The organism is Streptomyces rugosispiralis (assembly GCF_024505145.1).
Taxonomy (GTDB): domain Bacteria; phylum Actinomycetota; class Actinomycetes; order Streptomycetales; family Streptomycetaceae; genus Streptomyces; species Streptomyces rugosispiralis.
Window position 1 is genome coordinate 1 of the sequence record NZ_JANIAA010000074.1, and the last position, 22,893, is coordinate 22,893.

Sequence of the window (22,893 nt, forward strand, 5' to 3'; positions counted from 1 at the left end):
CCCCCCCCCCTTGTTTCTCCCCGGCAGGGCCACCCCCCCCGTGCCGGGTGGGGCGCGGGCGACAGAACACGACCGCCCGCCTCGGATGGGATCCGAGACCTCTCCTACTCGTTGCCCTCGGACTCGTGGTTGGCCCGGGAGCCGGAGTCGCCGTGGCCGCCGGAGTCGCCCGACTCCTGGCCGCCTCGCTCCTCGCTCTCGCCCTTCTTCTCGCTCCCGCCCTTCTTCTCATGCCCACCGACGCCCATGCCCTGCCCACCGGCGCCCTTGGAGGTGGCGGGGTTCGGAGGGGCGGGCTGCTGCGTGGTGGTGGACGCCGAGGACGAGGGCTGGGACGGCTGCGTGGCCGCCATGGCCGTACCGCCTCCGACGACGGCCGTGACGGCGGCGGCCGTGGACGCGGCGAGAATTGCTGCCTTCTTGCGGGTGTTCATGATCACCTTCACTTTCGCACCGGGGGACCTTCCCACCGGAATGCGCTCACCCTGCATCGGCGTCGCTGAGAGAAGTCTGAGGCGTGGTGACGGAGGTCATGGAACGCTTCCGGGGCTCTCAGCGGGCTCTCAGCTGGTTTCCGCCACGTCCCCCTACCCTGAAGAAGAACATTCGGGACAGAAGGGGTAGAGAAAGGCGCGCCATGCGGGTCCTCATTGTCGAAGACCATCCCACGCTGGGGCGCGCCCTGGTCCATGGCCTCACCACCGAGGGGTTCGCCGTGGACCTCGCCGCCGATGGAGAGGAAGGGCTGCACAAGGCGGGCGAGACCGCCTATGACGCCATCGTGCTGGACATCATGCTGCCGCGGCTCAACGGCTACGACGTGTGCCGACGGCTCCGGGCCGCGGAGGACTGGACCCCCGTGCTGATGCTCACCGCCAAGGACGGCGAGTACGACGAGGCCGACGGGCTGGACCTCGGCGCGGACGACTACCTCACCAAACCCTTCTCCTATGTCGTGCTGACCGCCCGGCTGCACGCCCTGATCCGGCGCGGCCGCAGCCCCAGACCCGCCATCTTGCGCGTCGGTGATCTCTTCCTTGATCCGGGGAGCCGCGCCTGTGTGCGTGCCGGGACCCCCGTCAAGCTGACCACCCGGGAGTTCTCGCTGCTCGAATACCTCGCGCGTCACCAGGGCCAGGTGGTGAGCAAGCAGGAGATCCTCACCCATGTCTGGGTCGAGCACTTCGATCTGGACCCCAATGTCGTCGAGGTCTACATCGGCTATCTGCGACGCAAGATCGACACTCCCTTCGGAGCACGGTCCATCGAGACCGTACGCGGGGCGGGATACCGCCTCGCGGCCAGTGACCGGTGACCCCATGGGGATCCGCACCATACCCCTGGCCCCTCGCAGGGCCTCGGCGATGTCACGGACGCGCACCCGGCTCCCCCGCTGGCGTGGCCTGGGCGTGCGGACACGGCTGACACTCGCCGCCACGCTCGTCGCCGCGCTCGGCCTGTGCCTGGCGGGCGCGCTGCTGGTGGTCAGTCAACGCGCCTCGCTCGTCCGCAGCCTGGACGACAGCGCCCGGCAGCGTGCGCTGATCATCGCAGCCACCCTGGACAAGGGCCGGGCGGCGCAACCGCTGCCCGCCTCCGGTGCTGGTGACGACGTGACCCAGATCGTCGACCACCGGGGCCGGGTGATCACGGCGTCCGGAAACGTGACGGGGGAACCCGTGCTGTTCCGGACGCTGAAACCGGTTCCCGGCGGCGGACCGTCGGTGCGCACCGCGCACGGGGGGCCGCTCGGCGACCAGGAGACCTACCGTGTCGCCGTCGTGTCGACCGGATCGAGGCAGGCCCCCAAGACCGTGTACGTGGGGCTCGCCACCACCCAGGCCGACCACAGCGTGGATGAACTCGTCGCCAAGCTGGCCGTGGGCGTCCCGGTACTGACGGCCCTGCTCGCCGCCGCCGGATGGCACATCACCGGGCGGGCGCTGGTGCCGGTGGAACGGCTGCGCCGCCAGGCCTCCGACATCACCGCCACCGATCTGCACCGCCGGCTGGATCTGCCGCCGACCGCCGACGAGGTGGGACGGCTGGGGGCCACCCTCAACGATCTGCTGGCCCGGCTCGACGAGGCCACCGCCCATCAGCGGCAGTTCGTGGCCGACGCCGCGCATGAACTGCGCAGTCCGGTGGCCGCCGTACGGGCCGAACTCGAGACCGCTGTCCGCCACCCCCGCGTCGACTTCTCGGCCCGGCTGCCCGATCTGCTGGAGGAGACAGTCCGACTCGGCCGGCTCATCGACGACCTCCTGCGGCTGGCCCGTCTGGACGCCGCTCCCGGGACCGCGCTCACGGCTGATGTCGACCTGGACGATCTGGTGCGGGCCGAGCTGCGACGCCTGCACGTCCGCCCCGGCGTGGCCATCGGCCGCGGTCGCGTCCACCCCGCCCGGGTCCGCGGGGACGCCGACGCTCTGTCCCGGGCCGTGCGCAATCTGCTCGACAACGCCGTCCGGCATGCCCGCCACCGGGTGGAGGTCACCCTGGACACCGTGCGTGGCGAGGCGGTGCTGAGCGTTCAGGACGACGGCGCCGGTATCGCCCCCACCGACCGAGAGCGGGTCTTCGAACGGTTCACCCGGCTGGATGACGCCCGAAGCCGGGACGCCGGCGGCTCCGGGCTGGGACTGGCCATCGTGCGGGACGTGACCACGCATCATGGCGGCCGGGTGGCGGTGGAGGGCGATGGGCGGGGGGCCCGGCTGGTCCTGCGCCTACCATTGGCCACTTGATCGCATGTGCGCCCCACGTGCTGACCAGACGCCGTCTACCGGGGAGCGGTGGACCGGGATCCGTACGGTGAAGGGTCACGGCGTCCAGGCCGTGCGCGGTGCGCAGGAACTACTTGGTGGCCCCGGCGCTCCTCGACCACGACGATCCTCACGCCCGCCGCCCGCCGCCCGCCGCCCGCCGCCCGCCGACAGTGCGATCCCGGTGACGTAGGCCGCAGCGTCCGAGCGGCGGTCAGCCGAGGGGTACGAGGATGCCGTTGCCGTGCTTGTCCGTCTCCGCCTCGTCCAGCAACAGCGCGGCCAGCGTGGTGCGGGAGATCCTGGGCGGCAGCAGCGGGCGCCGCAGATCCGTAAGCGGCACGGTGCGGCGGGTGGGGCTGAGGGGGCCGTCCGTGACGTCCGGAGCGTGGAACACGGTGGCTCCGGCCTTCAGGGCGATCTCGTCGGCCTCGGCCTTCTCGGCCAGTTCCGATCCGACGAACACCCGCATCACCCCCGCGTAGATCAAGCCGCCGGACCGGCTCGATACGCCCGAGCCCAGCGCCCCGAGCCATACCGCGCGGACGTTCGCCGCGGCGAGCCTCCTGGCCCCGGCGACCAGCGCGCCCGGGCCGTCGCCCTTGCCGATGCCGATGGCCGAGACGACCACGTCGACGTCGGTCAGGTCGGGAAAGCTCCGCGGGGCGGTGACGTCGGCCTGCCGGATCTCGACCTGCCGCGGCGCGGGCACGGTGACCTTGGCCGGCGCGCGGACCAGGGCCACGACCTCGTGTCCGCGCTCCAGCGCCTGGTCGACGAGCGTGCCGCCGGTCCGGCCCGAGGCTCCGAGTACGGCGATGCGCATGATCATCCACTCCTTGGTTGAACAACCGTTGGTGACTTAAGTGAACAACTGTTGGTTATCGGTGTCAATGTGCGACGGCCTGTAAGGTGAACACCTGTTGCTGAACCATTCACCCTGGCCGGAAGGGGGCGAAGGTGTCGTCTCAGGAGTGGTCCGCTCCCCGTCGCCGCAACCCGCGCGGACAGGGACAGGTGCTCAAGGCCCAGCTTGTGGACGCCGCGGCCAAGCTGCTGGCCACTCTCGATCAACCGGAGACGCTGACGCTCCGGCAGGTCGCGCGTGAGGTCGGGGTGGCGCCGGCCAGCATCTACAGCCACTTCCCCGACCTGAGCGCACTGATCCAGCACGTGCTGCGGCTGCGCTATGAGGAGCTGGCCCGGCTGATGGACGAGGCCGCGCGGCCCGCCGCGAGCCCGCTGGCCGACCTCGTCGCCCGGTGCGCGGCCTATGTGCGCTGGGGAGTCGACCAGCGCGGCCACTACCGCACCCTCTTCGGCGGCCGGATGCCCGCCGATCTCGTCCCCGGGACGGCCCACGGCGCCGGGGCCGAGCTGCTCGGCGCCGTCGTCGCCTCCCTGGCGGCCGCCACCACCGGGGAACGGGAACGGCGCACGGCGGATCAGCAGTGGCAGGCCGGACTCATGCTCTGGACCGCCCTGCACGGTTTGGTCAGCCTCTACAACGACCACGGCACCATCCCCTGGCCGCCCTTGGACGGCCTGATCACCGACCTGCTCAGCTTGCACACCGGCCGGCCGGCGGCCGAGGTCGAGGCCCTCCTGCCCCAGGGCGAGGTGGCGTCCGGGCCTGCCGCCGGTCTCCGGGGCACATAAGGGCCGTGGCATCGGCGTGGGCGGCCTGCTGCTGCCTCCTGTGAGCTGACGTGGCGCCGCGCCGGTGACCGGTGGGGCGACCATGTGTCTCTGCTGTCAGATGCCCAGCACGCGCCGGGCGTTCAGATGGGCGATCTTCTCCTTCACCTCGGGCGAAAGGTCGCACTTCTCGATCGAGTCCACCGCTTCGGCGGTGGACTCGTACGGGTAGTCGATCGCGAACATGACCGCCTCGGCCCCGATGCTCAGCACGGCGGCCTGCACGGCCTCCGGGGCCAGTACCCCGCTTGTGGTGATCAGGATGTTGCTCCCGAAGTACTGCGACGGCATCCGCTCAAGCGGCGCGTCGACCTTGAGCGAGCGGTAGCGCGAGTCGAAACGGGAGCGCTGGAACGGCAGGAACTCGCCGAGGTGCCCGAGGATCAGGGTCGCACCGGGGTGCCGGTCGAAGACTCCGGCATAGATCAGCCGCATGGCGTGGCCGCCGGTCTCGGCCTGCCAACTCCAACTGGCCCCGTACATCTCCGGCCGTCCGCGCATCACCTGCCAGTCGTCGCGGGGCAGTGAGCCGGGGTGGAGGTACAACGGCACACGGAGTTCCTCCAGTGCGCTCCACAGTTCCCCGTACGCGGGATGGTCCAGGTACCGGCCCTGCGTGTGGTCGTTGACCAGCGCTCCCCTGAAGCCGAGCTGTTCGACGCAACGTTCGAGTTCGATCACGGCGGCGGCGGGGTCCTGCAGCGGCAGGGCGGCGAACCCCTTGAAGCGGGTCGGGTGGCGGGCGATGGTCCGGGCCAGGTGATCGTTGGCGAACCGGGCGTTGTCGACGGCGGCGCCGGCGTCGGTGTCGGCCTGGATGCCGGGGACGCTCAGCGACAGGACCTGGATGTCGATGCCGTGCGCGTCCATCTCGGGAAGACGGTGCTCCTCGAAGTCCGCCAGGCGGCGTCGGCAGTCCTTGGCATACTGATAGCTGACCTGGATCTTCTGGGGCGTCGAGGGCTGGCGCGCGAACAGCTCCGGGATGGTGAAGGCTTCTTCCAGCGCGATGTAGGTCATGGCAGGACTCCTTCGTCACATGTCCTTGTGGTGGTGTGGCGGCCGGCGGCCGTTCGGTGGCCGGGACGCGACGGAGCCGGCGGCGGTGCCGTTCCGCGTGCGGTGGGCGGCGCCGATGTGGGCGTACCAGTCGATGAGTTCGGGTCTGTCGACGCTGCCGGGATCGACCACGGAGCGCCGGGCGTCTCCGCGCAGCAGACGTTTCACGGGGACTTCGAGTTTCTTGCCGGTGCGGGTGTGCGGTATGCCGGGGGCTTGGATGATCTCGTCGGGGAGGTGGCGGGGGGGGAGGCGCCGTGGCGTATGGCGTCGCGGATCTTCTCGCTCAGCACGGCATCGACGTCGATGCCGTCGGTGGTGGTGACGAACAGCGGCATCCAGTAGCCGCCGCCCACCCGGTCGCCCATGCGCACGCCGAGTTCGGTGAGCGCCTGCGCGAGTGAGGCGACCTGACGGCGCAGTTCATGCCAGGTGATGGCCACCGGGCCGGTGTCCTCGGTCACCGTGATGACGGCGCTGTCGGTGCCGGTCCGGTCCGGTCCGGTCGCGGAAGACTTCGGCCGTGTGGTTCAGTGTGCTGCCGGGAAACCACACGCCTCCCGGCAGCGCCTCGGCCGCCGGCGCGGGCCCCGCCGGGCGCTCGGGCAGACCGAAGTAGTCCCACACCGCGGCCCGGAAGCCGTTCACGTCGTCGACCGACCACGCCCACAGCGCGTGGTAGTCACCGCCCGGGTCACGTCCGGCACACGGCGAGGCGAACCGCGCGAAGTCGGTGATCCGGGAGTGTTCGACGCCCTGTGGCGTCGGGGTCCAGTCCGGCTTCCCGCTCATCCGGCGTCCCCCTCCTTCGTGGCCTCCAGCAGTGCGACCTTCGTGTGCACCGCCTTCGCGGCCATGGCCTCGCCCAGAGGGAGGCCCTGGGTGTCGGCGAGGGTGACGAACAGCCGGTTCCCGCCGTCGCCGCAGCACGCGATCGGCAGCAGCGCCCCGGTGTCCACCGAGGTGACCAGTTCGTTCTCCCGGACCAGGGCGACGGCGTGTCCGGTGGTGGTGGCCACCCAGACGCCGTCCTGGGCCGGCCAGATACCGTCCGGCCGGGCGTGGGCGCCGACCAGATGGGCGAGGTCGGCGTAGGTGCGCCGGTCCGTGAGCGCCCCGTCGGCCGCGACGGTGAAGGCGGTCAGCCGTTGCCGGGTGGTCTCGGCGACGAGCAGGGTGCGACCGTCGTCGACGAGGGCCAGGCCGTTGGGGAACTCGACGTCTTCGGTGGCCACGCGTACCGACCCGTCCGCCGCGACGCGCACCAACCGGCCAGGCCGTGGCGGCTCGCCGGCGTGCGCGGCGAAGCCGACATCGTCCACGTAGAGGTTGCCGTGCGGGTCACCGACCATGTCGCCGAGCGGACCGGTGGCCACCGCGCTCAGGTCCGCGTAGGTGGCGAACCGCTCACCGGTCCACACTCCGATGCGCCGCTCATGCATCATGGCGCCGGTCAGCCGCCCGTCCGGCAGGAACCACAGGCCGTTGGGTACCGCGTCCAGCGGGATGCCCCGCCAGGGACCGTCGTGGTCGGTCCACAGCTTCCCGCCCTGTGTGTCGGACAGCCACAGCGCGCCGCGATGGCAGCGGGGGCCCTCCCCCCAGCTCATCCCGGCCGCGTACTCCTTCACGCCCCCGCCTCCTGAATCGATGCCGTCCGCGCGAGGTCGCGGGTGGCCTGCTCCAGTTCCGCCGTGTCGGTGGCCAGCGCGAAGGTGTAGCGGTCCGGACGGATGATCGCCGCGGCCGCCGAGTGGGCGGCCAGCCAGCGGTCGACGGCCGGTCCGGTCTCCGGGACGACCACGGCGCCCAGCCGGCGCCACATCTGCCGCACGTCCGCGGACACGGCGGAGGTCACCCCCGGGCTCCCGACGATGGTGAAACCGTATCCGCTCGCATCGTCCAGCCGCTCCCCCCTCGCGCCGCGCGGCTGCGGGCTCAACTGCCCGATGGCGCCGCCGGGCCGGGTGACCAGGCCCGGTCCCAGCAGCGGCCGGAACCTCTCGATCGTCTGCGTTCCGTTCGGCTCGGGAACCGCACCCGTACCGAGCGCTTCGATCAGGTTGGACTGCCGGGCGGATTCCTCGATGTAGGGGCGCACGTGCGGGGCGCGCTCACTTTCGTAGGTATCGAGCAGCGCTGAGGGGCTCTCGCCCTTCACGACGGCGGCGAGCTTCCATGCCAGGTTCGCGGCATCGCGCAGCCCGGAGCACATGCCCTGGCCGAGCATGGGCGGCATCTGGTGTGCGGCGTCGCCGGCGAGCAGCAGGCGGTTGGACCGCCAGCCGCGCACGAGCCGGGCGTGCCACTCGTAGGTGTCGGTACGCATGATCCGGTAGCCGCCCGGTTCCAGCCAGCGGCTCAGCAGGTCGTACACCGACTGCGGTCGTTCGAGTTCCGCGGCGTCGTCCTCGTCGAGCAGCATGAACTCGAAGCGGAGCATCGGCGGGAAGATCGGCAGGTAGGTCACGGGCCGCTTCCCCTGACAGAGGATGAATCCGCTGTCCGCCGGGAGCCGTGCGGGGTGTTCGAAGGGGTGGATGTCGATGATGAGGGAGCGCTGAGTGCCGTGGAGGTCCTCGACTTCAGCATTCATCGCCTGCCGGACGAAGGAGTTGGCGCCGTCCGAGCCGACGGCGTAGCCGGCCGTGAGCGTGGTTTCGGCTCCGGTCGACCGGTCGAGCAGCGTCAGCCGCACCGCTGTGTCATCTTGCTCCATCGCGCCGGCCGTCCAGCCGAACCAGAGGTCCACGTTCGCGTCGGCCGCGAGCAGCCCCCGCAGCCGCGACTCGAAGTCCGGCTGGTGGAACTGGTAGTCGGTGCGCCAGCCCTGGTCCGACTCCTCCTCGGGCAGCGTCTGCCGCAGGAAGGCCCGCCCGTTCCCCCGGTGCAGTGTCCAGGCGGTCTGGCGCAGGAACCGGTGTTCCATGTCCTGCGCGCCCAGGGTCTGCAGCAGGCGCATGATCTCGTCGTCGAGATGGGTGGCGCGCGGATGATGGCAGACGAGCCGGTTGGGGTCGATGGCGGCGACCCGCAGCCCCTTCATCGCCAGCAGCCGTGCGAGGGTCAGCCCCACCGGGCCGCAGCCGACGACGGCGACATCGTAGGTGTTCATGGTGTGCTCTCTCATTGTGTGTGTCCGGCCGTCGGCTCCTTGGCACGCGGCGAGGGAGCGGGACGGCCCTGATTCCGCTGTGCTCGTCCGCCGGCCGCCAGAGTGAGGGCCGCGCCGAGGACGGCGGGGACGGCGAAGAGGGTGAAGTTCCAACGGGGTTGGAGGCCGGCCGCGAGAACCCAGCCGCCGAGCGTGGGGCCGGCGATGGCGCCGACGCGGCCCACCCCGAGCGCGACGCCCACCGCGCTAGCCCTCGCGGTCACCGGGTAGGAACGCGAGATGTACACGTTGATCAGCCCCTGGACCCCGACCGCGCCGCAACCGCCGACGATGACGATGGCGTAGAGCACCGGCAGCGGAAGCCGGGCGCTCATGGCGACGATCGCCGCGGCTCCGAGGACGAAGCAGGCCGTGATCGGCCCCCGTGATCCGGCACGGTCGGCCAGGAGCGCCATGGCGAGCCCGCCGACGGTGGCGCCGAGGTTCAGCAGGATGAGGAAGGTCTGCGAGTTCCGCAACGGATAGTCCGCCGTCTGCATCAACTGCGGCAACCAGGTGTTCACCCCGAAGACGAGCAGGAACGACAGGGCCGCCATGGCGCAGAACATCACCGTGGTGCCGAGGTAGGGCGGCTTCAGCACGAGCCACACACCGCCCCGGCCGGGGACCGGGGCCGACGCGCTGACCGCCCGGTGATACTCCGTGGACTCGGGCAGCCAGGCGAAGGCCATGGGCAGCAGAAGCAGACCGGCGATCCCGCCGACCAGGTACTCCAGATGAAAGCTGTGCCCAGTGAGCAGGGTGTTGGCGACAAGCGCCGCGAAGGAACCGCCGACGGCGGTCCCGCACTGCACGATCCCCGAGAACAGGTTCTTCCGCCCGGCCGGGGCGAGTTCGAAGATCAGTGGGCCCATCGCCGGATAGATCGCGCCGACACCGAGCCCGACGACGAATCGGCCCGCGCCGAACAGCGACGGAACGGATGCCACGGAACAGACGAACATCCCGGCGCTGACGGCGCCGATACTGATCAGCGTCGTGCGGCGTCGGCCGAACCGGTCGGTGAACTGGCCGACCAGCAAGGAGCCGACGAGCATGCCGATGGGGGTGAGGCTGCCGAGCAGGCCGACGAAGGCGATGGAGAGGTGCCAAGGGCGGTAGTCCAGAAGCAGCGGTGTCGTCGCGCCGAAGGCGACAAGGTCGAAACCCTCCAGTGTCATCACTGCCAGGCCGACCGCGAGTGCGGTGCCCGCCGACGATGAAGGCCCCGGGGACGACCGGCCGCCCCGACGGGCCAACGCTGATGTGCTCAATGTTCCGACTCCGTTTTCGGCGCTCTCATCCGTCGCGACCGCTGACCGCGGCGCTGCGGGAAAGGGCGGAGGTACTTCTGTGCGGCGCGCCGACGGCGGGTCGGCTCTGGGAGGGGTGGTTCGAGGAGGGGTGGTTCGGGCCTCATCGGTGTGAAGCCGGCGGGGCGTGGGGCGGGGCCGCGTGTCCCGGCGCTGCACGGTGCCGGGGCCTCTCAGCCGTTGGCCGTGTGGGCACCGGTCATCAGCGCGGCCAGGTCCTCGGGGGCGAGGAACGACGGCGGAGGCGGAGGTCCCCAGGCATAGAGCGCCTGCGTGCCCTCGAAGGAGCGTGGCGTCCACAGCTGGTCGTCGACGATGCAGTCCATGTCGGCGTAGTACTCGCTGAAGTTGCCGGCCGGGTCCTTGAGGTACCAGAAGAAGTTCGACCCGATGTGGTGGCGGCCGAGCCCCCACACATGACGTTCCGGGTGCTCGGTGAGCATGCTCGTGGCGCCCCGGCCCACCTCGTCGACATCCGTCACCTGCCACGAGGTGTGGTGCAGGAAGTTCAGTGGCGCCTGCTGCACCAGGACGTTGTGGTGGTCGGTGGAGCAGCGCATGAACGCGGCCGTGCCGGGGACGACGTCGCTGACCTTGAAACCGAGCCCTTCGGTGAAGAACCGCTGGGTCGACTCCTGCTCCACCGAACCGATGACGACGTGGCCCAGGGCCAGGGGCCGGACCGGGTCGGTGCGGGAGAGCACGGGCGCCCGGATGCCGGCGCGGTCCGGGCGTCCGGGGCCGTTGTACGGGGTGGCCGCGGCGGTGACCCGGGTCAGCCGGGGTGCGACCCGGACCTCGACCGATACACCGGCGATGGGTTCCCTGGTGCGCAGCGAGCCGGTGTCGCGTTCGCACGGCAGCTGGAGCCGGTCCAGGTTCGCGGCGATCCGGTCCAGGTCGTCGCCGTCGTCGGCGGCGACCGCCATCCCCAGCAGCCGCCGGACGGGAGAGTGCTCGAGGAAGAACTGCTCACCGCCCTCGACGGTGGCGAACCGTCCGGGTGCCACCTGCTCGAGTCCGAAGTCGACGTAGTAGTCGGCCGCCTCGGCCACATCCGGCACTCCGACGGTGAGTGACTGAAGCCTGTGCAAAGCCATGGGGTGCCCCTCTCTCAGGCGGCGACGCAGGTCTGCCGGAGCTGTCCGATGCCCTCGATACGGGTGACGACCTCGTCTCCCGGCCGCAGGTAGCGCTGGGGGGTGCGGGCGTGTCCCACTCCTGATGGGGTGCCGGTGAAGATCAGGTCGCCCGGCAGCAGCGGGCACACCGCGGACAGCCGTGCGATCAGTTCCGGGACCGGGAAGATCATCGAAGAGGTACGTGACTTCTGGACGCTCTCCCCGTTGACGAGGCACTCGATCGCCAGGTCGTCCGGATCGGCGAACTCGTCGGCCGTGACCAGCACCGGGCCGGTCGGCGCGAATCCGGGGAAGGACTTGCCGAGGGAGAACTGCGGTACGGGGCCCACGGACTGCACATCGCGCTCGGAGTAGTCCTGCCCCACGGTCAGCCCGGCCACGTGGGACCAGGCGTCCCCCGCGGCAACGTGCTCCGCCCGGCGTCCCATCACCACCACCAGCTCGGCCTCCCAGTCAACGCGGCCGCCGGGCAGCCGCAGTCGCGTGTCGGGGCCGGTGAGGGACGTGGCGAACTTGGTGAAGACCGACGGGGACTCAGGCGCCGCCAGGCCGGCCTCCTCGGCGTGGTCGCGGTAGTTCAGGCCGATCGCGAACACCTGCCGCGGCGCCGGCGAGACGCTGCCGTCCGGCCCCGCCGGCGCCTGGGCAGCCGCGGTCTCCAGCTCGGCGGCCCAGGAGCGGAACGCGTCCCACTCCTCGAACACTGCCACGGGATCAGCCGGGAACCGGCCCGCACTGGCCTGCTCGACATCGATCACCGCCTCTCCGGTCACCAGGCACATCCGTCCTGCTCTGGTCGTCGTCCGCATAGCGCGCCGCCTCCGGTCTTCCTGCTTCTGGATGACTGGAGTCAACGCCCTTCCCAGTCGACACGTCAAGAAAATCTCGAGATTTTTGAAAAATACCTAGGTACGTTAGAATCTGCGACATGGCGACTACCAGCTCCATGACCCGCGCCGAGGAGATCTACCAGCGGCTGCGCGCGGACATCCTCAACGGACGGCACGAACCCGGTTCACGTCTGCGGGTGGAGGCGCTGAAGGAGAGGTACGGCGCCAGCAGCGGGGTGCTGCGGGAGGCACTCCCCCGGCTGGTCGGCCAGGGGCTGGCGACCTTCGCGCCGCAGCAGGGGTTCCGGGTCGTCACCGTCTCACCCGAGCGCCTGGAGGAGTTGACCGAGGCCCGCGTGTTCATCGAGACCCACCTCGTCCGGGAGTCCGTCACCGCCGGCACCATCGAGTGGGAGTCCGATCTGCTCGCCGCGCACCACCATCTCGCCCGCGTTCCCTTCTTCGGCGACACCGGCGAAATCAACGAAGGCTGGCTGAACGCCCACGCCCGCTTCCACCGCGTCCTGCTGGAGGGATGCTCCAACCGGCAGCTGCGGGACATCGCCACCCAGCTGCGCGAGGTGGCGGAGGTCTACCGCTGTTGGGCCCGCACACCGACCGAGCACAGCAACCGCGATATCGCGGCAGAGCACAAGACCATCTGCGATCGCGCCATCGAACGGGACGTACCGGGCGTCGTCGAGGCGCTCACTCGCCACATCAACGCCACCACGAACCTGCTGCTCGACGACTACGGGCGGCGCGAGGAGGAAGGCAAGCAGGACCGCGGCCCCTCCGCCCCGTGAGGGCCGGACTCGGAGTGCGGGAGCCCGGCACACCTGCCGGCTGACGGGGTCTTCCCGCGGAGACCCCCCGGCGGGCTGTGCCGTTTCCGAAAGACGCAGAGCCGGGCCGGTGAAGGGAGAGGGCACTCCTCGCGACCGTCTTCCCGGGGACAATCGCTGCACAAGAGCCGGCTGCGGCCTGCTCGCGCGGCCGCATGAAGTCCCCGCGGCGCGGTCGCGGCCCGCTCACGGAGCCGGTCCCCGGAAACCCGCCGTCGTTCGCCGCCACCAAGACCGGGCAGCTCACGGTCCATCTCGGCCGGGCCCACACCGCGGCGGGCCCGGCGGAGATGGATCACATTGCCGCAGTTCTCGCACTCGCCCCCGATATCAGCCGGAGCCCGCCGTCGCACCGCCGGCGTCTCGTTGAAGTGACCTCGAGGGCCGCGGTGATGGCGGCGCCGAGTACGACGTGGCACCCCGTTGCAGGGCCACGACAACGGTGAGGGGAAGGCAATTATGGCTTGATGCCGACACCGACCCACAGACTGACGTCGGCATCGCTCGGCGCCGGGGCGTCTCCAGGGGCGTCTCCACCGTTCTCGGTGGACGGCCGCCAGCGGTGGCCGACGGCGATACCGGGCTCGATCAGGTCGAGACCGGCGAAGAAGTCCGCCACGGCGGCCTTGTCACGGAACTGCACCGGGGTTCCGGCCCGGTCGTAGATGCCGGTGACCTTCTGCCAGGTCTGGGGGTCGAAGTCCGGTGTGCAGTGGCTGAGCGCGAGGGCGCTTCCCGAGGGCAGCGCGCCCATCAGGCGGCGGACGATCCCGTGCGCGTCCTGGGCGTCGGTGACGAAGTGCATGAGCGCGTTGAGGCTGAGGGCCACGGGCTTGCTCAGGTCCAGCGTCTCGATGAGCTCGGGGGACCGGAGGATGGCGTCGGGTTCGTTGACATCCGCCCTGATGTAGGCGGTACGGCCTTCCCCGGAGCTGCTGAGCAGGGTCTGCGCGTGCACGAGGACGATCGGGTCGTTGTCCACGTAGACGATGCGGGCGTCGGGTGCCACGGACTGTGCCACCTCGTGCAGATTGGGCTTGGTCGGAATGCCGGTGCCGATGTCGAGCCACTGCCGGATGCCGTGGTCCCGGGCGAGAACGCGTGTGGCGCGGTGCATGAACGCACGGTTCTCCCTGGCGCATACGAAGATGCCGGGGTACGCGGCCGCGACCTTGCCGGCGGCTTCCCGGTCCGCCTCGTAGTTGTCCTTCCCACCGAGGTAGAAGTCGTACATCCGGGCGGAGTGCGCCTTGTCCGTACGCAGATTCAAGGCATTGGGCAGTTCGTGAGACATGCGGGCTCCGGGGTGGGGCGCGTCCATGATCGTCAAGTAGCCCGGTCAGGATAGGCCCCTCTCTCGGGCATATGCGCGAGAGTCGGCCAACCCACCAGTGGGAGCCGGAGATTGCGGAGCTGAGGGCGTGTGCTCGCGCTCCTCTGCAACCGTCTGTTCAGATGCGGTTACCAGGGCGCGCTCGACTCATCGTTCAGGCCCTGGCGTGCGTTCGGCCCCCTGTTCGGGATCGGCGCCGGTCCAGCCCTCGGTGCTGCGGGTGTCCGCTACATAGCTTTCCCACTCCGCACACGCCGCTGGTGGTCCAGCCAACCGCTGCCCTGGCGCCTCGGCCGTTTCCTCGGCTGGTGCTGCGACACGGGTCTGACGCGCACCGCCGGGATCGCCTACCAGTTCCGCCACCGCGAGCTCCAAGACTTCCTCACCCGTGGCCACACAGCACCCAGTAGATACCCCGAGAAGCACCGTGAGCGCGCGGTCCGCGAGGTCCGCTCCACCGGCCGGCCGATCGCCCATGTCGCGAAGGACCTGGGCATCCACAAGGAGGCCCTGCGCGGCTGGGTCCGCCAAGCTGAGGCGGATGCCGGAGAACGCGACGACCGGCGGAGCACGAGGAGTTGAAGCAACTTCGCCCAGACGTAACGGAGTTGAGGCGGGCGAACCAGATCCTCAAAGCAGCGAGTGCGCTTCTTGCCCAGGAGCTCGGCCATCCCCGGACGAGGCCGACCAGGTGATCGACAGCGGGCTGCGCGTCCGCATCGTCTATGCGGCTCTGGCCTACTGATGTGCCGTCACCTGCGTGCGTACGCGTGATGGGCCAAGGGTAGAGGGCAGTGGAGAACACGACAGCGCGTGCTGGCGATGCCCGTGGGCGGAACCGGGGGAGACAGGTGAGCGAGCAGACGGTCGGGGGCGCCGCGGATGGGCCGGAGACCAGGGCCAACGGACTGGAGGAGGGGCTCTCGGCCGAGATCCACCGGGAGATGCGGCGGTGGAGGGTGGCGACGGTCAACTACGGGGTCACCTACTATCTGTCGCGTATTCTGCTCATCGTTGCCAGCGCCATCGTGGCAGCCGACCAGAACCTCAGCGGCGGCAAAGGAGGCTTCCTGGTCGGGTGGGTGCCGTTGTTGGCCCTTGTCGTAGCCGTGCTCACCGCGCTCGACACTTGGCTCAAGCCTCAGCAGAAGTGGCAGGGCTTCATGGAGTCTCGGGACACTCTGGCCGATCTGATCGTCCGGGGGCACCGCCGCCCGAGCCATAACGTGCCGGCGGCATCGCATCCGCGGCACGTGGTCTGCCATCGCCTCTGCGTTGGGCAGTTGCAGAGGCGTACATCGAGCGCTCCGGGCAGGGAGGTGTCGGCCGCCGCCCGGTGGGCGGGCCGACGCCGTGGGGTTGGGTACGACGACCGTAGGGCGCGCTCAGCGGCTGCTCAGCGGCTTGCCGTACTTCTGAGCCGTGGACAGGTACGGGAGGCCGAGCGTGCGGGGTGAGAAGGCCGCCGAGCCGTCGGCCGAGCCGCCGCGGAAGAGCCATGCGGCGCCCAGGGAGGCGTTCTCGCCAGGCGATCCGACCGTGACGTCCGGTACACCGTCGGCGTCGCAGTCCCCCGAGGCGACCGCCGCGCCGAAGGCGTCGCCCGCCTCGGCGACACCCGGGACACCGGGCGTGTCCTGGTTCCAGGACACGGATGTGGCAGCGCCGCCCGCGTCGAGCAGTCCCTGAGCGCTGCCGAAGAGCAGCCAGGCGGCGCCCGCCCCCGCTTTGCTTCCGATGGCCTCACCAGGAGCGCCCGCGATCAGGTCGTCGCGGCCGTCGCGGTTGACGTCGGCGACGGCGAGGGCGGCGCCGAAGCGGTCGCCGTCCTCGGCCACGCCCGGGACACCCGCCGTGTCCTGGTTGAGAGTCTGGACGCGGCTGCCGAACGGGCCGCTCGCGGCACTTCCGTAGTGGAGGTGGATGCCGCCCCCCTTGGCGAGTTCTTCGGGGCCGCACGGGTCATCGATGTTCTCGTCGGCGATCTCACGGCACTCGCCGAGGGCCAGGTCGTCGTGGCCGTCGCCGTCGAAGTCGCCGGCGGCCAGGGCGGTCACGCCGGCGTTGTCCGTGTTCCAGAAGTTGGCCATCTCGGACCGGTCGGCGTCCCACTTCCACAGGCGCACATGAGACTGCGTACTGGGGCTGCCCGCGTTCCAGTACGCCACGGCCAGGTCCGCCGTGCCGTCGCTGTCGAAGTCGCCGGTGGTCAGGACGGGGGCGCGGCCGCCCATGGGGGCGGCGACGACGGTGGTGACCATGCTGTCTTCACCCTGGATGACACGAGCGACGACCTTGTCCGTGCCGCCGATCACGATCTCTTTGTTGTCGTCGCCGGTCAGCTCGGCCGCCGCGACCGATCTGCCGTACGCGGCCGACGGCGACGGCCCGGTCAGGATCGTCGCCCCCGGTCCCGGCTCGTCCGTCGAGCCGCCTATGGCGATGACCATGCCCGCGTCCGTACCGCGGCCGGTGACGTCCTCGCCGGGGACGCCGACGAGCAGTTCCGCGATGCCGTCGCCGTTGAGGTCCTCCAGGGCCACGGACGCACCGAAGCGGTCACCCGCCTCCGGGGTGCCGGGGACCTCGGGAGTGGCCTGGGTGACACGGATGCTTCCATGGGCGCCGACCCCCTTCGGGCCGCCCCAGACAACGTTCACATACCCGGCCTTGGCCTGGCCGCCGACGGTCCCATCCGGGACGCCGACGGCGAGGTCCGCATATCCGTCGCCGTTGAAGTCGCTCGTGGCACTACGGGGCGCGGCAGCGGTGGCACCGGACGGGAACACGAACCCGGCGGTGACCACGGCGCCGGCTGCGATGGCATGGGTCAGGATGCGGCAGCGGTGTGGCACGGAGACTCCCACTCGGTCGACAGGTGCGGGTTATCCGGTGTGACCGTCGAAGGGCGGAGCTGGTTGTACGGAGTTCACCGGGAGTTGGCGCCGGGTTAATGGCAGGCGGACCTCGGCCCGAGCGGACACGGACGGCGTAGCCGATGGCTCTTCGGCCCGTCTGGACGCAGACGGCTGCGAAGGCTTCGCGCCGTGTCCTTTCTGCCGTCCGGGCGGCGGTCGCCGAGGGCGCCCCCGGCGACATTCCAGCCGCTCACCGCCGCGCGCGGGAACTCGCCGAGATGGACAGCGAACAGCTTGGCGGTGGTCAAGCTCGAGGAGCACATGGTCACCGATCTGGAACGGGTATTCCAGTTCGGGCAGCCCATACGGTCAACTGCGTTTGCCGGGCAACTCCTTGGGCCCGTAGCAGGCGGCGTCCGCTCCCGTCATCAAGGCCCAGTAATGATCTCCGTATGTTCTCCGGGCGTCCCCATACTGTTTTGTCACGGTCCCTCGCCAGGCCCGCTCTTCCACGAAGCCGTCCGGGCTGGTCGACCGATCCGGGAAGCCGCTGGCCAGGAATGGGCGGGACCCGTTGAGGCCGGCGGCGAGTCGACGCCGTCAGGTGAAGTGGCTGCTGCGGAGTGGCTTCGAGCAGTGGCGCAACATCGGTCTGCGCGGATACGGATTCGACGGTCTGCGGCGGCCGGGTTGGCGCGGGTACAACGAGGACCGCGACGTCGCCTATGCGCTGTCGCACGCTCCGAGCGGGCTCGGCTGCTCGCCGAGCACGCCGTAGACGGTTACGGTGCGGGCGAAGCGACTGAGGACCGCCAACGGCGGGTTCGAGTCCCTGCGCGCCTTCGCCCAGGTTCTTGCCAGGCATCAGCCACCGCCAACGCGCGTGGCCGAGCTGGACGAAGAGCACGTCCGTGCGTTCGTAGAGCACTACGACGACCGCCCCAAGCGCCAGCACTCTGCCTTCAAGCAGCTGCGCACGGCGTTGCGAAACGACCCGGAACCGCCCGAGGGCGCCCGCCAGGCCCTGTTCAACATCCGTGTGACGCAGCCCGAGGCGGAACGCCCCGGCGCGTACACGGAAGGCGACTGGCAGGCGATCATGACCGCAGCCCGCAGAGACATCCGCCTGGGCCGGGAGCGGATCGAGACCGGACGGCGGCTGATGACCCGATGGCGCAATGGCGACCCTCATTTGAGCAAGGAGGAGGCAGAACTCGGTGCGTTGCTCGACACCTTCGATCGCACCGGTGACCTGCCGCGCTGGCGCACGGGCGACTACACGACCGCGGTGCTGAAGGCAGGCGGCTTTCGCGGGATAGCCGGCTGGCTGTGCCTGACCAAGGCGGAGGCGACGGCCTTCTGCCTGCTGCTGACCGCGCTGACCCAGGAGAACTTCGGCACCGTCGCCAACTGGCCCGCCGCCCACTTCCACCCGGAGGGTGCCCAGGCAGATCCGCGTCTGCTCCTGGTCGAGGAGTCCAAGCCCCGCCGCGGCCCCGAGCGCGAGCACATGATCGCGGCTCTGGAACACCTGCCCGACAACATCGCCGACCTCCTCGCAGCCGGTGCCGACGAGCCCCGCCTCATGCGCTCGCCACTGTGCCTGTACCTGCTCCTGCTGTCTCTGACCGAGCTGCCGCGCCGACACGGCGGCAGTGGCGCGGCGTTCGCGCTACTCAACCTCAGCAGCGGCCAGTCAGGACGCTGGTGCGTGGGGGTACGGGCCGGCGATGTCCTGCGGTGGGCCCGATCACACGGCTTCCCTGCAGCCCGGCACGCCACCCCGGGCCGACCGGAAGTAGACACCGGCCGGATCCGGCAAACGGCCCTGGAGCGCCGGCAGCATCCTGTGGCGCACTCGCGCCGCACCCACAACGACGTGTGCCTGAAGGGCAGCAGCACCGTGCAGGCCGACAGCCGGCGCGTCGTCGGTGCGGCGCTGCGCCAGGAGATCGCCAAGGCCCGCGTCGTGCAGTCCGTGCCGGTCTTCCCCTCTGATGGTGTTCAAGCTCGTCGAGTCCGCCCAGGAACGCTGGCGCGCGATCACCGGAGCCCACCTGGTGTCCCTGGTCCGCGCCGGCGCACCATTCGAGAACGGCATCCTGGCCGAACGCGAGGAGCAGGCCGCATGAACGTCCAGAACGTTGTCTTATGTGGTGAGCGCGCCTACATGGGCGGCGTGAGACCGTAGTACGGCAGGATCCTGACCGGGCGGAAGCCGAGCTTGGTTGCGAGGGCGACCGAGGCGTGATTGCCCTCCCGGCAGGACCAGACGGGCATGATGCCCTGTGCCAGGAGGTCCTCGATCATGCGAGCCGCGGCGGCGGTGGCGAGACCTTGTCCCCGTGCATCGGGATGGGTCTCGATGCCGAGCTCCAGCTCGTCGTCGAAGCGAAACGATGTGAAGGCAAGCGCGCCCCGGAACTCGTCCTTCTCCACCCGCCAGCCGCCGCGCTCGAGGAAGTCCTCAGCGTCGTCCCAGAACTCCGCCGGTACGACCGACCCCGGCCGCGCGAAGTCCGACGCGTCGGCCGGCACAACTGACCAGCCGTCCGGAACCGCGATGCGGTCTCGACCCGCCCGGAACAGGTTGGGATCGAACTCGAAGTTGACTCGTCGGTGGACGCTGACGGCGGACCTTCCGCCGGAGGCGGTGAGCTTCTCCTCCCAGGGCAGCGACGCCCACCGCGGGTCGATCTGAAGCCACTCGTCGCGGGTGCGATACCGGCCCTCCCGCAAATGGACGGTGATCTCGTCGAACGCACGATCGACCCCGTCGCCCCAGATCAGCGACATGCCGTACGGATGCACGACGTGATGTGCTGCACTTCCCTCGGATTCCGACGTCCAGACCTGCCCGCCGACCAAGCCGTCGACCACCGCGCGCACGAAGCCCACGTTCGCATCGACCTGCAGGAGCGCGCCTGCCAGCACTGAGCCGCTTTCCGGCAGCATCTGAGTTCCCGATCGCATCAATGACTCCTCTTGGATGGACGACGTGTACCTGGAGACCCTTGAGCTGGTGGTGGAACAGACCGAGCGGGACGCCCAGCTACTGGAGAAGGGCGAACACGTCTCCGGCCCCGCCACGCGGCGCGAGACAGCCGCTTGCCGCAAGGCCCGGCTCGACGCCGGGCTCCCAGCCGAAGACGGCCCCAACGTAGGCGAATGCCGGTCGAGTTGCGCCAACATCGTCTACATCGATCGGAACATCGCCGTTCAGCGACGTTTGCACACACAGTGGGAGGCCGCGGCAGCCGACCCACTCAGCCCGCGCCCCTTGCGGGACCGGGCAGCCGCCCTGGCCGAGAGTTGCCGCGTCATCATCGCAGCACACCACGACGGCCAGGCCAGCAACACCTCGTCGAAGGAGTCGTGATGGGACGCCCACCGCGCGACTACGAAGCCGACCGCGCCGCCATCCGCGCCGCGATCCGCGCCGCAGCCGACCGGCTCCTGGCCGGGACACCGCTGCGTTCACCCTCCGGGAAGCTGACCGCTTCCGAACTGATCACCGAAAGTAGCCTGCGGCGCGACATCGTCTACCGGCACACGGACCTCATTCAGGACTTCCAGGCAAACGCGAAGGCCCGGGACTCCACGCCGACTGCGATGCAGGAACTCGCTGATGAAAGCCGGAAACTCAAATCCGAGGTCGACGATCTGAAGCGCGAGCTCCGCCAGGAGCAGGCGAGGAGCAAGACCATGCGGATGATCATCGCTGAACTCTCCCTCGAACTGGAACAGGTCACGGCCGAACTGGCCGGTCTCTCCGGGGTCGCACCCCTGCCTGATCGACGCCGATGAAACTCGGACTACGCTGCCACGCGGTGGCCGTCTGCGGGGTGACGACGCAGCGGAGGCGACGTACACCTTCCGGAAGGCATGCTCATCCTCCGCGCACGAAGAGCATGGCACGCCGAGCGTGCGGGGAGCCGTCCGTGCCGATCACGATCGGGCCGGACTGGGCCCCGTTGGCACAACCGCGGCGTCGTCGCCTGTCTGGGCGGTATCTGTCCGCAGGGGTAGATCCGCCGTCCACCGGTGCGTCGGCAGATGGCAAGACACCTCTACTTCACCTCATCGAGCCGCCCGGTGCTGACATCGAAGATGAACCCGCGCACCGCGTCATGGTGCGGGATGTACTTACTCGACTTGATGCGGCTGATCGAGCGGCGCACATCGATGGCGACGTCGTGGAAGGACTCCTCCGGCCATAGGGGCTTAAGGCCGTCCTCACCACGGATCGGGGGGTCGAGCGAATAGGACGGAAAGGTCAGCATGCGACAGTCGGTGTGATGGATGAGGATGATCTCGCGGGTTCCCAACAGTTGCTGACTGACAGCGAGTGAACGGATGACGTCATCGGTAACCACGCCGCCGGCGTTTCGTATCACACTTGCCTCACCCTCCTGTAGACCGAGAATTCCATAAACGTCCATACGCGCATCCATGCAGGCCACAACAGCGACATGTTCGGAGGGTGTCATCTGCTGGGGCCCGGCGAAATGGGAGGCGTAGAGTTCGTTGTTCTGAAGGTAACGGTCGGTAACTGACATGGCTAGGTCTTCCCTTCTTGGCGGCCGATCGGCATGCAGTCGCAGTACGAGATACTCGGCTCCGCGTTCCCGCTCACGCATGCGAATCCGGTCGATCCTTTCTGGATCATGAGCGAGGAGGAACAGCAGGCCGACTCCCGCGGCGGCGCCGATGCCGCACCCGCCGACGATGACGGTGCCCTGCACCTGGCTCGGCGGCCGGGGTGCGAGCCAGGTGCCGCGGTCGGCGGCCCATACCCTGGTGGTCGTGCTGGCCGACCTCTGTCGCGGGAGGGGAGCGGTACCGGTGTGTGTCAACCGTCCCCCGCTCTCCAGCGGACCGACGCCTGGCCAAGCCCCTGACGCGGTACCCGCTGCGAGCTTGCGTGCCGCAGACTCCTGGAAGCGGTGTGCCGTGACGAGACCCGCCACCGGAGCGGCTCCTACGAGTACGAGAGAAGCCAGCAGCACGACCTACGCCTCCACGATGTTCGAGCGGCGCCTGAGCAGACTGCGCCTTCACCTCCGTGGGCTGGCCAGGGGCCATAAGGACGTCACTGCGCCTTCTCCGCCGGATGGGCGCTGTCACCATTCCGCCTGTGCCGCGTGCCGCAAAGATGCTGTGGGCGAGCTCCTGGCAGACCGCCGCGGTTGGGGCGCTGCCTGGTCAGGCTTTCCCTTGCCCACCACGGGAAAGGCGTTCCGCGAGGACCGCTGCCTGGCTGTGTTCGATATCTCGGGTGGCGGTGAGCAGTGTCACCGGGCCCTGTCGGGCGAGTTCGTCGAGATGGTTGAACGCCTGCTGGTGTGTGGCATCGCGCAATTCGGCAAGATAGCGGCGCCGGAATTCCTTGTAGCGCTCAGGAACGTGGCCGTACCAGTGACGCAGTTCGGTGGACGGGGCGATGTCACGCATCCACTCGTCGAGGTGAGCGTCCTCCTTGCGCATGCCACGCGGCCAGACCCGGTCGACCAGTACGCGGGTGCCGTCCTCGGGGGATGTCTCGTCATAGATCCGGTGGTAGCTGACGTTTTTGCCCATGGTGCGCTCCCCGGTGCAAAAATCTGCTGCGTCGGGCAACTGTCATACGTTCTTGATTATCTAGGGTATGCCTTCCCTTGGTGGGGTGCCTGGCCTTACGCGGCGGGGTAGCGCTCCTGGCGGGGCATGGAGCGGGAGGACGATGCGGCATGCAGGCAGCCGCGAGTCGAGGCTCCTCTTGTTCCCTGCGTTGCGTTTGCCGAACGTGTCTTTGGGCCACAGGCTGGTGTTGACGCCTATCCTTCGGGCGGCCGGGTCTCGGGCAGGTAGCGCGGCCCCCGTCGTCCGCGGTCCCTGGCCTCGGTGTCCAGCATGC

The 22,893-nt window shown here is 69.7% G+C and carries 25 protein-coding genes and 1 pseudogene; 10 read left to right on the forward strand and 16 right to left on the reverse strand.

Annotated elements, in window-relative coordinates; translation table 11 throughout:
* Positions 1–104 precede the first annotated feature (104 nt).
* On the reverse strand, positions 105–434 hold the full coding sequence (locus NP777_RS45385) for a hypothetical protein (protein WP_256656059.1): 330 nt from the start codon (positions 432–434) through the stop codon (positions 105–107).
* A gap of 203 nt (positions 435–637) precedes the next feature.
* Between NP777_RS45385 and NP777_RS45390 the strand changes: the two genes are divergently transcribed.
* A complete protein-coding gene (locus NP777_RS45390; RefSeq protein ID WP_256656060.1) occupies positions 638–1,315 on the forward strand; it encodes a response regulator transcription factor in 678 nt (225 codons plus the stop codon).
* A 49-nt stretch (positions 1,316–1,364) separates the two neighbouring features.
* Complete coding sequence (locus tag NP777_RS45395; RefSeq protein ID WP_256656061.1) at positions 1,365–2,747, forward strand: sensor histidine kinase; 1,383 nt, start codon at positions 1,365–1,367, stop codon at positions 2,745–2,747.
* A 232-nt stretch (positions 2,748–2,979) separates the two neighbouring features.
* Here NP777_RS45395 and NP777_RS45400 read toward each other — a convergent pair whose 3' ends face one another.
* The gene (locus NP777_RS45400) at positions 2,980–3,591 is read right to left on the reverse strand and encodes an NAD(P)-dependent oxidoreductase (RefSeq protein WP_256656062.1); all 612 of its coding nucleotides are present in this window, start codon (positions 3,589–3,591) and stop codon (positions 2,980–2,982) included.
* 134 nt (positions 3,592–3,725) lie between these two features.
* Here NP777_RS45400 and NP777_RS45405 point away from each other — a divergent pair, with 134 nt between their 5' ends.
* The gene (locus NP777_RS45405; protein WP_256656063.1) at positions 3,726–4,424 is read left to right on the forward strand and encodes a TetR/AcrR family transcriptional regulator; all 699 of its coding nucleotides are present in this window, start codon (positions 3,726–3,728) and stop codon (positions 4,422–4,424) included.
* Positions 4,425–4,520: 96 nt separating this feature from the next.
* On the opposite strand, the gene NP777_RS45410 is transcribed toward NP777_RS45405, so the two are convergent.
* From NP777_RS45410 to NP777_RS45450, 9 genes are all read right to left on the reverse strand, one after another.
* Positions 4,521–5,483 carry an amidohydrolase family protein gene (locus tag NP777_RS45410; RefSeq protein WP_256656064.1) on the reverse strand — a complete coding sequence of 321 codons (963 nt, stop codon included), beginning with the start codon at positions 5,481–5,483 and terminating at the stop codon, positions 4,521–4,523.
* A gap of 15 nt (positions 5,484–5,498) precedes the next feature.
* Positions 5,499–5,690 (reverse strand): hypothetical protein, encoded by a 192-nt coding sequence (locus tag NP777_RS45415; RefSeq protein ID WP_256656065.1) that lies wholly within the window; start codon positions 5,688–5,690, stop codon positions 5,499–5,501.
* Positions 5,687–5,986: a hypothetical protein gene (locus NP777_RS45420; RefSeq protein ID WP_256656066.1), complete on the reverse strand. Its 300-nt coding sequence runs from the start codon at positions 5,984–5,986 to the stop codon at positions 5,687–5,689. The genes NP777_RS45415 and NP777_RS45420 overlap by 4 nt, the downstream gene beginning before the upstream one ends.
* Positions 5,946–6,314, reverse strand: a complete 369-nt coding sequence (locus NP777_RS45425) for a hypothetical protein (protein WP_256656067.1) — start codon at positions 6,312–6,314, stop codon at positions 5,946–5,948. Before NP777_RS45425 ends, NP777_RS45420 begins: the two co-directional genes overlap by 41 nt.
* The gene (locus tag NP777_RS45430) at positions 6,311–7,153 is read right to left on the reverse strand and encodes an SMP-30/gluconolactonase/LRE family protein (protein ID WP_256656068.1); all 843 of its coding nucleotides are present in this window, start codon (positions 7,151–7,153) and stop codon (positions 6,311–6,313) included. Before NP777_RS45430 ends, NP777_RS45425 begins: the two co-directional genes overlap by 4 nt.
* The gene (locus tag NP777_RS45435) at positions 7,150–8,637 is read right to left on the reverse strand and encodes a bifunctional 3-(3-hydroxy-phenyl)propionate/3-hydroxycinnamic acid hydroxylase (RefSeq protein WP_256656069.1); all 1,488 of its coding nucleotides are present in this window, start codon (positions 8,635–8,637) and stop codon (positions 7,150–7,152) included. The genes NP777_RS45430 and NP777_RS45435 overlap by 4 nt, the downstream gene beginning before the upstream one ends.
* An 11-nt stretch (positions 8,638–8,648) precedes the next feature.
* Positions 8,649–9,857 (reverse strand): MFS transporter, encoded by a 1,209-nt coding sequence (locus tag NP777_RS45440; protein WP_256656070.1) that lies wholly within the window; start codon positions 9,855–9,857, stop codon positions 8,649–8,651.
* Between the two features lie 305 nt (positions 9,858–10,162).
* Positions 10,163–11,089, reverse strand: coding sequence for a VOC family protein (locus tag NP777_RS45445; protein WP_256656071.1), 927 nt, complete (start codon positions 11,087–11,089; stop codon positions 10,163–10,165).
* 14 nt (positions 11,090–11,103) lie between these two features.
* Positions 11,104–11,940: a fumarylacetoacetate hydrolase family protein gene (locus NP777_RS45450; protein ID WP_256656072.1), complete on the reverse strand. Its 837-nt coding sequence runs from the start codon at positions 11,938–11,940 to the stop codon at positions 11,104–11,106.
* A 119-nt stretch (positions 11,941–12,059) separates the two neighbouring features.
* Here NP777_RS45450 and NP777_RS45455 point away from each other — a divergent pair, with 119 nt between their 5' ends.
* Positions 12,060–12,767, forward strand: coding sequence for a GntR family transcriptional regulator (locus NP777_RS45455; protein WP_256656073.1), 708 nt, complete (start codon positions 12,060–12,062; stop codon positions 12,765–12,767).
* A gap of 496 nt (positions 12,768–13,263) precedes the next feature.
* Here NP777_RS45455 and NP777_RS45460 read toward each other — a convergent pair whose 3' ends face one another.
* Entirely contained in the window at positions 13,264–14,100 is an 837-nt protein-coding gene (locus NP777_RS45460) for an SAM-dependent methyltransferase (protein WP_256656074.1), read from the reverse strand.
* Positions 14,101–14,229: 129 nt separating this feature from the next.
* Between NP777_RS45460 and NP777_RS48355 the strand changes: the two genes are divergently transcribed.
* Complete coding sequence (locus NP777_RS48355; protein WP_256656075.1) at positions 14,230–14,721, forward strand: transposase; 492 nt, start codon at positions 14,230–14,232, stop codon at positions 14,719–14,721.
* Positions 14,722–14,990: 269 nt separating this feature from the next.
* A complete protein-coding gene (locus tag NP777_RS45470; protein ID WP_256656076.1) occupies positions 14,991–15,596 on the forward strand; it encodes a DUF4231 domain-containing protein in 606 nt (201 codons plus the stop codon).
* Here the strand turns inward: NP777_RS45470 and NP777_RS45475 are convergent.
* A complete protein-coding gene (locus NP777_RS45475; RefSeq protein WP_256656077.1) occupies positions 15,525–16,994 on the reverse strand; it encodes an FG-GAP-like repeat-containing protein in 1,470 nt (489 codons plus the stop codon). The genes NP777_RS45470 and NP777_RS45475 overlap by 72 nt on opposite strands.
* Before the next feature lie 607 nt (positions 16,995–17,601).
* Between NP777_RS45475 and NP777_RS45480 the strand changes: the two genes are divergently transcribed.
* Both NP777_RS45480 and NP777_RS48900 read left to right on the forward strand, forming a co-directional pair.
* Positions 17,602–17,775: a hypothetical protein gene (locus NP777_RS45480; protein ID WP_256656078.1), complete on the forward strand. Its 174-nt coding sequence runs from the start codon at positions 17,602–17,604 to the stop codon at positions 17,773–17,775.
* Between the two features lie 1,219 nt (positions 17,776–18,994).
* Positions 18,995–19,129, forward strand: a pseudogene (locus tag NP777_RS48900) (IS256 family transposase); the annotation flags it as partial.
* Positions 19,130–19,163: 34 nt separating this feature from the next.
* On the opposite strand, the gene NP777_RS45490 reads toward NP777_RS48900, so the two are convergent.
* Positions 19,164–19,952 (reverse strand): GNAT family N-acetyltransferase, encoded by a 789-nt coding sequence (locus NP777_RS45490; RefSeq protein ID WP_256656079.1) that lies wholly within the window; start codon positions 19,950–19,952, stop codon positions 19,164–19,166.
* A gap of 34 nt (positions 19,953–19,986) precedes the next feature.
* On the opposite strand from NP777_RS45490, the gene NP777_RS45495 reads away from it, so the two are divergent.
* Both NP777_RS45495 and NP777_RS45500 read left to right on the forward strand, forming a co-directional pair.
* The gene (locus NP777_RS45495; protein WP_256656080.1) at positions 19,987–20,376 is read left to right on the forward strand and encodes a hypothetical protein; all 390 of its coding nucleotides are present in this window, start codon (positions 19,987–19,989) and stop codon (positions 20,374–20,376) included.
* Positions 20,376–20,804 (forward strand): hypothetical protein, encoded by a 429-nt coding sequence (locus NP777_RS45500; protein WP_256656081.1) that lies wholly within the window; start codon positions 20,376–20,378, stop codon positions 20,802–20,804. Before NP777_RS45495 ends, NP777_RS45500 begins: the two co-directional genes overlap by 1 nt.
* A 263-nt stretch (positions 20,805–21,067) precedes the next feature.
* Here NP777_RS45500 and NP777_RS45505 read toward each other — a convergent pair whose 3' ends face one another.
* Together NP777_RS45505 and NP777_RS45510 are read right to left on the reverse strand one after the other, a co-directional pair.
* Positions 21,068–21,742: a beta-class carbonic anhydrase gene (locus NP777_RS45505; protein ID WP_313884835.1), complete on the reverse strand. Its 675-nt coding sequence runs from the start codon at positions 21,740–21,742 to the stop codon at positions 21,068–21,070.
* A gap of 460 nt (positions 21,743–22,202) precedes the next feature.
* Positions 22,203–22,577, reverse strand: a complete 375-nt coding sequence (locus NP777_RS45510; RefSeq protein WP_256656082.1) for a DUF488 domain-containing protein — start codon at positions 22,575–22,577, stop codon at positions 22,203–22,205.
* Between the last annotated feature and the right edge of the window lie 316 nt (positions 22,578–22,893).